At 67.2% G+C, this 10,442-nt stretch carries 2 protein-coding genes and 1 pseudogene; all 3 read right to left on the minus strand.

The features are described 5' to 3' along the window. Positions 1-163: 163 nt before the first annotated feature. Positions 164-4,333 carry a carboxypeptidase regulatory-like domain-containing protein gene (locus ACWD6R_RS38155; RefSeq protein WP_451822955.1) on the minus strand — a complete coding sequence of 1,390 codons (4,170 nt, stop codon included), beginning with the start codon at positions 4,331-4,333 and terminating at the stop codon, positions 164-166. 1,320 nt (positions 4,334-5,653) lie between these two features. Continuing rightward, complete coding sequence (locus ACWD6R_RS38160; RefSeq protein WP_451822956.1) at positions 5,654-7,825, minus strand: Kelch repeat-containing protein; 2,172 nt, start codon at positions 7,823-7,825, stop codon at positions 5,654-5,656. Positions 7,826-8,146: 321 nt separating this feature from the next. Then, a pseudogene (locus ACWD6R_RS38165) lies at positions 8,147-9,790 on the minus strand (S8 family serine peptidase); the annotation flags it as partial. Positions 9,791-10,442 lie beyond the last annotated feature (652 nt).

Consider the following 10,442-nt stretch of genomic DNA (forward strand, 5'->3'; position numbering starts at 1 on the left):
AGGTCGTCATCGCGGGGCGGCGGTCGAAGATCAAGAGTTCGGCGTACGTGTATCTACCGCCGGAGTACTTCCAGCCGGAGTACGCCAACCGGAAGGTCGTGGATCGGTGGCGGGGCCGCGGCCTGTCCGTGCGGGCCGGTCCCGGCCCGCACGGAGCGTCACATCAGGTGCAGGTGCGGTCGGGTTTGAGAGAGAAGTCGGCCATGGTCGCCTTGCGTGGCTCAATCTCGACCGACGCGGTCTGCGACACCCAGCCGTCCTTGGACGCGGTCACCGTGAGCGGGTTGTTTCTGACGTCGAGCCAGAACGCGTAATGACCGTTCTGGTCGGTCTTCAGCGTGTAGCTCGCCGTCTTCTTCAAGGTGATCTGCACGGTTGCTCCGGCCAGTGGCGTCGGCGTGCCGGTGCAGCCGATTCCGGTCACCGTCCCGGTGATCTTCCCCCAGGTCTTGGGCGGATTCACCACGAACGTCACCGGCACCGGCGCGATCCCGTACGGGGTCTTCGCGCTGATCACGAGCTGCGCGGTGAACGTGGCGGGCTGGGTGATCTCGGCGAGGTCCGCGTTGAAGCTCACGGTGACGTCAACGCTCTCGCCCGGCTGAAGCGTCACGTCGGTCTTGTCCTCTGACAGCCAGGGGACATCGGTTGTGTCAGCGCACTGGTCGAAGCCGGGCAGCAGCTCCGCGTTCTTAAAGGCGAAGAAGTTTCCGGTAGTACCTCCGATCTTGTAGAAGCCGCAGGCGGAGCCACCGCGGTAGAGAGTGCTGTTGGAGTTGGGCAGCGCGGTCCAGGTGTTGGAACCCGGGTCGTAGGTGAAGCCCCTGTTGGTGATCGTGCTGGAGCTGTAGGTCACGCCGCCGGACACGAGGAGCTTGCCGTTTGCCGCCGAGTAGCCCATCGCCCACAGGTCGGTCGGCAGGTCGGCGACGGGAGTCCAGCTGTCGGACGACGGGTCGTAGCTGTAGGCGTGCTTGGTGCTGGTACTGCCCGACAGCCCGCCCGCGCAGTACAGCTTGTTCGCGATGGCGCCGCAGCCGAGCCAGGAGATCAGCTCCGGGTACGCCTTGCTCGAACTCCAGGAGTTCGAGGCCGGGTCGTACACCTGCACGTCCGTCTTGCCGCAGGCGGACGCGCAGCCGCCAACGATGTAGATCTTGCCGCCCAGCACGGCCACGCCGGCGCCGGCGCGCGGTTGCGGGTTGTACGCGCCGGTGGACCAGGCGCCGGTCAGCGGGTCGTAAATCTCGGTCTTGGCCACCGGATTCCCGTCCGCGCCCCAGCCGCCGAAGACGTAGATCTTGCCACCGTAGGCGGCCGCCTGCGGCGCCTCCCGGGCAACGCTCAGGTTCGGCAGGGCACTCCACCCCTGGGCGCCTGGGTAGTAGACGTATGCCTTGTTGAGGATATGCGAGCCGTCGGTTCCGGCGATCGAGTAGACCTTGCCGTCGATGGTCGCCACGGCGTTGTCCATGATCGGCGTGGGGTAGTCGGCCACCGTCGTCCACGGTGCCGCGTACGGCGTCGCCGAGGGCTTGGCCGCCGTCTGCGTGGTCGTGCCGGGTCGGAACCGCAGGGGGCTGTAGTGTCCCTTCACCTCCTGCAGTGGAGCACCCTGCTGCGCGGCGGCGGGCTGGTGGACGCCCGGCAGCTCATCGATCTTGGCGGTCACTGGGGCTGTTCCGGTGTTCTTCAAGGTCAGGGTGGAGCTGCCCTGGCCCTGCCAGTCGACCGTCTTGCTGAGCTGGGCCGGGCTGACCGCGATCCGGGGTGCGGGCAGGGCGAGCGTGCCGTCCGTTGCCTGGTTCGGGGCCACGTTGACGGTGATGTCCTGTGCGCTGTAGTAGTTCCCCACCGTGGCGGAGAACTTGTGCTCCCCGGTGAGCGAGGAGAACATCCAGTAGAAGCCGTCGCCCAGGTTCGGGTCGTTCGGCGTCGCGGCCGAGGTCGTCTTCTCTGCGGGCTTGTCGGCCGACGTCACCGAGGCGCCGTTGAGCCCGGCCCCGGTGTTCTTGTCGGTCACCCGGCCGACGACCAGGCCGCCCGGTGCCGGGTCGCACGTGCGGTCGCCGAGGAAGACGTCGTCGACCTGCCACCACCACCCCCACTTGGCGGTGAGGTGGAACCGTACCTGGACGTTGGCCTTGCCGGCAGCCTGGGACAGGTTCACGACCTCGGTCCGCGGCCCCCGGGCGCTGTCCTTGGTGTGGTGCCAGACGTTGGTCCACGTCTGGCCGCCGTCGACGCTGAAATCGACGTCCCCGGTCTGGCCGAACGAGAAGCCGTAGTAGTCGGTGCGGAAGATCAGGGACGGGTGGGTTCGCTGGCTGAAGTCCATAACCGGGCTGATCAGCGACGTGTCCTGTGTCTTTCCGTAACCGTAGTAGCTGCTGTCGACGGTGGCGAAGCCGCCGGTCCCGCCGGTCCTGTTGCCGCGCCTGCCGAGATCGTTGAACACCCAGGTCTGACCGTTGCCCACCTTGTCATCGACGGTCCAGCCCGCTGGCGGGGGAGCGCCGTTGAACGACTCGGTGGTACCGGCGTAGTGGAAGCCGTATCCGGCCGCGCTGCAGGTCGTTTGGTCGACCGACGCATTGACGTCATGCGTCACATCCGCCGAACCCACCTGCACATCCTGAGAATCCTGCTTGTAACCCGGATACAACGGGTCGACCTGCAGAGTGTAGGTAGCCCCGGCGGGCACGCTCAAGGTGTACTTCCCCGTCTTGGGGTCGGTGTAGGCGACCGCGGTCGGCTCGTCCTTGACCCGCACGGTCGCATACAGCGGCCAGCCCTGACCGGAACCGTCATGGACCGTACCGGTGACGTTCACGTGCGGCTTCGCGGTCAGCGCGAAGTCCTCGGTCACCGTCTGCCCATCAGCGATCGCGACACCCGAAACGGTCTTGCCGGCGTACCCGAACTTGCTCACGCTGACGTCATACGTTCCCGGTGGCACGCTCAAGGTGTAGTGCCCCTGCCCGTCCGTCATCGCCGTGACGTCACCCACGGTTATCTTGGCCGCCGCCAGCGGAGCGGTGCCGTCGGTGACGGTACCGCTGACAGTGCCGTGCGGCCCGGAACGGAACGCGGCGACCCCGTTCGGAGTGCCGAGGCCGGTCGGCCCGTCATAACCCGCCCCCGCCATGCACAGGTAGCCGGTAGGCCAGCAGCTGCCGTTACTTCCAGACGTCACATCGTTGAGCGCGGACGGCTGGGCATACGGGTAGGAGTTCGGGGCCGAACTCGCCGCCGGTGTCCCGGCCATCGCGTAGACCGAGGCGATGATCGGGGCGGACGCGCTGGTGCCGCCGAAGACCTTCCAGCCACCGTGGTAGACCGCGACGCCGGTGTTCGGGTCCGCGACCGCGGACACATCCGCGACCGCGCGACGCGCGCAGCCGGTGTCCTTCTGGAACGACGGCTTGGACCCGTACGCTGAGCAGCCACTGCCCGCGCCCCTCCACGCGGCCTCGGTCCAACCGCGGGTGGTGGAGGTGTTCTTGACCAGCGAGGTGCCACCGACCGCCGTCACATACGGCGACGCGGCCGGGTACGAGACGCCGTAACCGTAGTCGCCGCTGCTGACGGTGATCGCGACACCGGGGTGTTTGAAGTAGGCGTCGTCGGCCTGGGTTTGATCGGAACCTTCGAGGCCGCCGTAGCTGTTGGAGACGAACTTGGCGCCCTGGGCGACCGCCTGGTTCACGGCCGTACCCAGGTTGTCCACGTTGCTGTCGTCGGCCTCGACCAGCAGGATCTTGCAGGTCGGGCATATCGCGCTGACCATGTCGACGTCCAGTGCGATCTCCCCGGCCCACCCGGAGTCCGGTGGCGGATAGCTCGTGCCGCCGCGCTGGTCGATCTTCTTGAAGCAGCCATTGGCCGTGGTGCACGCCGGCAGCCCGTACTGCTGACGGTAGACGGCCAGGTCCGCCTCGGCGCTCGGGTTGTCGAACGCGTCGACGATCGCGACCGTCTCAGTGGAGCCAGCGGCGGGCAGGTTGTACGCACTCTGCAGGTCGGCCGGACCGAAACCGCCGGGAGCGGCATCGAGCTGCACACCCTTCACCGCGGTGACATCGGTGCGAACCATGGACAGGCAGGACATCTCGCCGGCTCTCGACGGCTTGGCGCACACCTGCTTGGTGGGGTGCTGGCCAGCCGAGGTCGGGCCGGCGGCCTTCGTGGGCGGGACGGGACTCTTGGCAGAGGTGGTGGAGGTCGTGGAGGCGGTGGAGGCGGAGGCCTCGACCGGCCCAGCGATCACTGTGAGTGCGGCGACGGCGAGCGCCACGATCAGCGCCCAGACACGTCCGACCGTCGTGGTCAACGCGACCGGACGCGATCTGAGGCGGGTTGGTCGCGCGGAAGGGGGATGAGACACGTACAGCTCTCCTACGGGGTGCATGCAACCCCAAATCGTGAATTCTTCATCAGGCAGATATCGGCTCAGTCGCACTTCTTCAACCGCGACTTGTTTCCGCGGTCCAGCGTGCTGTAGTACGGACTGGCGTCCTGATCCCGGGTGTTTGAGGCCCTACTCGGTTTCTTTCGGCCGGATGATGTCGGCCGCGATCACATCGGGCTTTCCCTAGCGGTTACCGTCCAAGGCGGATTCCACGAGCACGTGCTCACGAATCGCATCCTGACAGGAGAACACGGGCTGCATGAGGCCGTTTTCGACGATGAGGCCAGCAGGTGTCCGCGCCTGAACAGCCGTCACCGGCGGGAAACCGGATACCGCGGCCGTCGCCGCTCCGAATACGATGACGAAACGTCAAGAATGTGCTCACTACCGTGCTTCCAGAAAATGGATCACCCGGACGAGGACGGCACTTTCCAGCCTCGAGGCGGTGCTCGGGAAGACAAGAGGTTCAACAGGGCACGGTGCACGAGACTTTGTTCGCCCCCTCTGCCGGATGACGGGTTTACGCAGAATTTACGGCCGGCGGCACAGCTCCGTCATCGGTTGAACGTCGGGATGATCCCAGCGCGAGCCCGACGAATGTCGAATCGTGCAGACGCCCGGCGGCTCGACATCCGCCCGAATATGCAGAAAACACCTGGCCGGGACGGCTGCCCCCGACCAGGTGTGCCCAGCGACCTACGGCTCCGGCCAACTCGGCATGGCGCTCGCGCAGGGTCGCCGGCGCGGCATCGACCCGGTCGATCGATGCCGCGCGTCGGCGATCGTGGCCGGCCGCTCGTCACCGATCAGCGGCCCCAGCATCGCCGCCTTGGACCGCGCGTCCGCCACTGTGGCGGGCCGCTGCTCCTCCCCGAGCACCAGCCCATAGGCACCCGCCGACAGGGCGGCCAGGCCAGTCCGGGTTCGGCCGAGGCGTCCACCAGCACCGACCGTCCATGCTCGGCATCCCGCACCAAAGCGAGGTCGAACGCGGCGGGCTGCAGGTGGGTACGCATGCACGCCTCGCACAGGACGACCACGCCTACCACGTGGCTGTACGTCTCTGGTCGACGTCCGGATGGACGGCGAAAAGGAACAAAGGAACCGGCTGCCGTGTTCATCCGCGCCCGCCGCAGACCGGGGGCCGGCCGAGAAGGGTCTCGGCCCCGCCATCGGATCGGTGGCGGGGCCGCGACCTGCCCGTGCGGGCCGGGCTAGGCCCGGCCCGCACGGAGCGTCAGATCAGGAGCAGGTCTCTTTGAGAGAGAAGTCGGCCGTGGTCGCCTTAGCCGCCATGATCTTGACCGATCGGGTCTGCGGCTCCCAGCCGTCCTTGGACGCGGTCGCCGTGAGCGGGTTGTTTCTGACGTCGAGCCAGAACACGTACTTACCGTTCCGGTCGGTCCTCAACGTGTAACTCGCCGTCTTCGAGGTGATCTGCACGGTCGCTCCGGTCAATGGCGCCGACGTGCCGGTGCAGCCGACCCCGGTGACCGTCCCGGTGATCTTTCCCCAGGTCTTGGGCGGGTTCACCACAAGCGTCACCGGCACCGGCGCGATCTCGTACGGGGTCTTCGCCTTGACCGTGAGCTGCGCGGCGAACGTGCCCGGCTGGGTGATCGCGGCGACGTTCGCGTTGAAGCTTGCGTTGACGTCAACGCTCTGGCCCGGCTGGATCGTCACCTCGGTCTTGTCCACTGATAGCCAGGGGACGTCGGTCGCACAATAGCCGGGCAGCAGCTCCGAGTTCTTGGTCGCGGCCCACTTTCCGGTCGAACCGTCCGAACCTCCGATCTTGTAGAAACCGCAGGCGGAGCCTCCACGGTAGACGGTGTTGTTGGAGTTGGGCAGCGCGGTCCAGGTGTCGGAACCCGGGTCGTAGGCGAAGCCCCGGTTGGTAATCGTGGTGAGGCCGTTGGTCACACCGCCGGACACGAGGAGCTCGCCGTCTGCCGCCGAGTAGCCCATCGCCCACAGGTCGATCGGGAGGTCGGCGACACGAGCCCATTGGGCGGATGCCGGGTCGTAGCTGTAGGCGTGCTTGGTGGAGGTAGCGCCCGACGACCCGCCCGCGCAGTACAGCTTGTTCGCGATGGCGCCGCAGCCGAGGAAGCTGATCGGTTCAGGGTAGGGCGTGGCCGAACTCCAGGAGTCCGACGCCGGGTCGTACACCTGCACATCCGTCTTGTAACAGCCCTGCCTGCAGCCGCCGACGATGTAGATCTTGCCGCCCAGCACGGTCACGGCGGCGCCGGCATACGGTTTCGGGATGTCGGCGCCGGTGGACCAGGTATGGCTCGCCGGGTCATAGATCTCGGTCTTGGCCACCGTAGAGTACGCATCCCAGCCACCGAAGACGTAGAGCTTGCCACCATAGGGGGCCGCCTGCGCCGCCAAGCGGGCGACTCTCATGTTCGGCAGGGCACTCCACGCCTGGGCGCCTGGGTCGTAGACATATGCCTTGTTCGAGCCGGGCGTGGTTCCATCGTGTCCGGCGAACGAGTAGACCTTGCCGTCGAGGACCGCCACGGCGTTGTCCATGACCGGCATGGGGTAGTCGGCCACCGTCGTCCACGGCGCCGCGTACGGCGTCACCGAGGCCTTGGCGGCCGCCGTCTGCGTGGTCTTGCCGGGCCGGAACGGTACGGGCCGGTAATCTCCCTTCACTTCCTGCAGCGGAGCGCCCTTCTGGGCCGTGGCCGGCTGGTAGCCGCCGGGCCACTCACCGATCTTGGCGGTCACCGGGGCGGTTCCGGTGTTCTTCAAGGTCAGGGTGGAGCCGGCCTGGCCCTGCCAGTCGACGGTCTTGCTGAGCTGGGCCGAGCTGACCTCGATCCGGGGTGCGGGCAGGGCGAACGTGCCGTCCGTTGCCTGGTTGGGGGCCACGTTGACGGTGACGTCCTGTGCGCTGTAGGCGCTGTAGTGGTTCTCCCCCGTGGCGGTGAACTGGTGCTCCCCGGTGAGCGAGGAGAACAGCCGGTAGAAGCCGTCACCCAGGTTCGGGTCGTCCGGCGTCGGCACGGAGGTCGTCTTCTCCGCGGGCTGGTCGGCCGACGTCACCGTGGCGCCGTTGATCCCGGCCCCGGTGTTCTTGTCGGTCACCCGGCCGACGACGATGCCGCCCGGTGCCGGGTCACAGGTGCGGTCGCCGAGGAAGACATCGTCGACCTGCCACCACCACCCAAGGCCGGTGGTGAAGTGGAACCTCACCTGGACGTTGGCCTTGCCGGCGGCCTGGGACAGGTCCACGACCTCGGTCCGAGGCCCCGAGACCAGCTCGGTGGTGCGGTGCCAGACGGTCTTCCACGTCTGGCCGCCGTCGACGCTGAGATCGGCGTCCCCGATCTGGCCCGTGTAGCCCTTGTACTCGGTGCGGAAGGACACGATCGGGTGGGTTCGCTGGCTGAAGTCCATAATCGGGCTGATCAGCGAGCTGTCCTGCCCGCTTCCGGAACCGTATTGCGCGCTGTCGATGACGGCGAAGCCGCCGGACCCGCCGGTCTTGTTGCCGTGCCTGCCGGGGTCGTTGAACGCCCAGGTCTGACCATTGCCGACCTTGTCGTCCACTCTCCAGCCCGACGGCGCGGTGGTGCCGTCGAACGGCTCGGTGGTGCCGTCGTAGTGGCGGTCGTACCCGGCCGCGGTGCAGGTCGCCTGGTCGACCGACACGTTGACGTCATGCGTCACATCCGCCGAACCCACCTGCACATCCTGAGAGTCCCGCTGATAACCCCGATACAACGGGTCGACCTGCAGACTGTAGGTGTCCCCGGTGGGCACGCGCAGGGTGTACTTCCCCGTCTTGGGGTCGGTGTAGGCGACCGCAGTCGGCTCGCCCTTGACCCGCACGGTCGCATACAGCGGCCAGCCGTGACCGGAACCGTCGTGGACCACACCGGTGACGTTGACGCTCGGCTTCGTGGTCAGCGCGAAGTTCTCGGTCACCGTCTGCTCCTCGCCGATGGTGACACCCGAAACGGTCTTGGTGGCGTACCCGAACTTGCTCGCGCTGACGTCATAGGTTCCGGGTGGGCGCACGGTCAATGTGTAGTGCCCCTGCTCGTCCGTCTTCGCCGTGGCGTCACCCACGGCGATCTTGGCCGACGCCAGCGGAGCGGTGCCGTCGGTGACGGTACCCGTGACGGTGCCGTGCGGCCCGGAACGGAACGCCGAGACGTTCATCAGCAGGTTGGGGGAACCCGTGCCCGGGTCGGTCACCACTCCGGTGGTTGCTGAGGAGGTCAGCGCCTCTGCGACCTGCGATGGGGTGGCGGTGGGGTAGTCCGCCAAGTAGAGCGCGGCTTCTCCGGCCACGTGCGGGGACGCCATCGAGGTGCCGGAGAGGGTGTTGGTGGCGGTGTCACCGGTGTACCACGCCGACTTGATGCCTGTCCCGGGCGCGAAAATGTCCACCGCGCTGCCGTAGTTGGAGAAGCCGGAGCGGGCGTCGCCGCTGGTGGTGGAGCCGACGGTGAGGGCCTCGGCCACGCGGGCCGGGGACGAGTTGGCGGCATCCCTGTTCTCGTTGCCCGCCGCCACGGCGTAGGTGACGCCGGAGGCTATGGAGTTGCGGACAGCGGTGTCCAGCGCCGGGTCGACACCGCCGCCGAGACTCATGTTCGCCACCGCGGGCTTGACAGCGTTGGCGGTCACCCAGTCCACGCCCGCAATGACGCCGGAGGTGGCGCCGGAGCCATTGTTGTCGAGCACGCGTACCGCGACGATCTTGGCATCCTTGGCCACACCGTACGACGAGCCCGCGACCGTGCCGGCGACGTGCGTGCCATGGCCGTTGCCGTCCGCGGCGATGTTGTCGCCGTCCACCGCGTCGTACCCGTAGCTGGCGCGGCCACCGAAGTCCTCGTGGCTGATACGCACACCGGTGTCGATGATGTAGGCCGTGACTCCGCTGCCCGCCGTACCCGGGTAGGTGTAACTGCTGTCGAGCGGCAGGGCCCGCTGATCGACCCGGTCCAGCCCCCAGGAGGGCGGGTTGGGCTGAGTGCCGGTCGGGTCGGTGCCGGTCGCTTTGACGACCCGGTCCTGCACGACGGACTCCACGGCCGGATCGGCGGCGAACCGCCTGGCCTGCTTCTCCGTCAGCTCGACGGCATAGCCGTTGAGCGCCTTTTTGTAGGTCCTCTTGACCTTGGCATCGTACTTGGCGGCCAGCGCCTTGCCCTTGAGCGAGTCGGCGTCGGCTCCTTGGCCGAGGATCACGATGTACCGATCCTTGATGACACCGGGTACACCCGCGTTCTCGATCGTGCCTTCGGCCTGGCTCGCCGCCGACGCGGGCAACGCCGGAACGACACCAAGCATCAGGGCCGCGACGGTGACCGCGGCCGCGCCCGCGAGGCTACGCCGGGCACGTGACATGACCGTCGTGGTCAACGCGACCGGACCCGATCTGAGGCGGGATGGTCGCGCGGAAGGGGGATGAGACATATACAGCTCTCCTACGGGGTGCATGCAACCCCAAATAGTGAATTCTTCATCAGGCAGACATCGGCCCAGTCGCACCTCTTCAGCTGCGACTCGTTTCCGCAGCCCAGCGCACTGGCTACAGACTGGATTCCATGACAATGGATCACCCGAACGAGCACGGCACGTTCCAGCCTCGGGGCGGCACTCGGAAGGACGAGAGGTTCAACAGAGCACGGTGCACGAGACTTTGTCCGTCCCCTCTGTCGGATTGACAGGTTCACGCGGAACTTACGGCCGACGGCACAGCTCCGTCATCGGTTGAACGTCGGGATGATCCCAGCGCGAGCCCGACGAATGTCGAATCGCGGTCGTGTTCACGGCAGACGGTGTCCCAGGGGCATGAAACTGGCGACCTCGCGTAATCGGGAGTCGCGTATTCCCCAACTGTTGGGGGGCAGCTCGACTTTCGACGTTTTCGTTGATCGTCGTGGGGCGCTGGTGTGGGTGATGGGGCCTGATCTGGCAGCGCGGGGCTGGGCAGCAGAGAAGCATCGGCGGTGCTTGCGTCACCTGCTGTGAGGGGACCTGCCGATGCTTCCGGACT

The organism is Streptomyces sp. NPDC005151 (assembly GCF_053599875.1).

Excerpts from the sequence above, each read along its gene's own strand:
- ACWD6R_RS38160 (WP_451822956.1), bottom strand. The coding sequence starts at position 7,825 with ATGGACTTCAGCCAGCGAACCCACCCGATCGTGTCCTTCCGCACCGAG.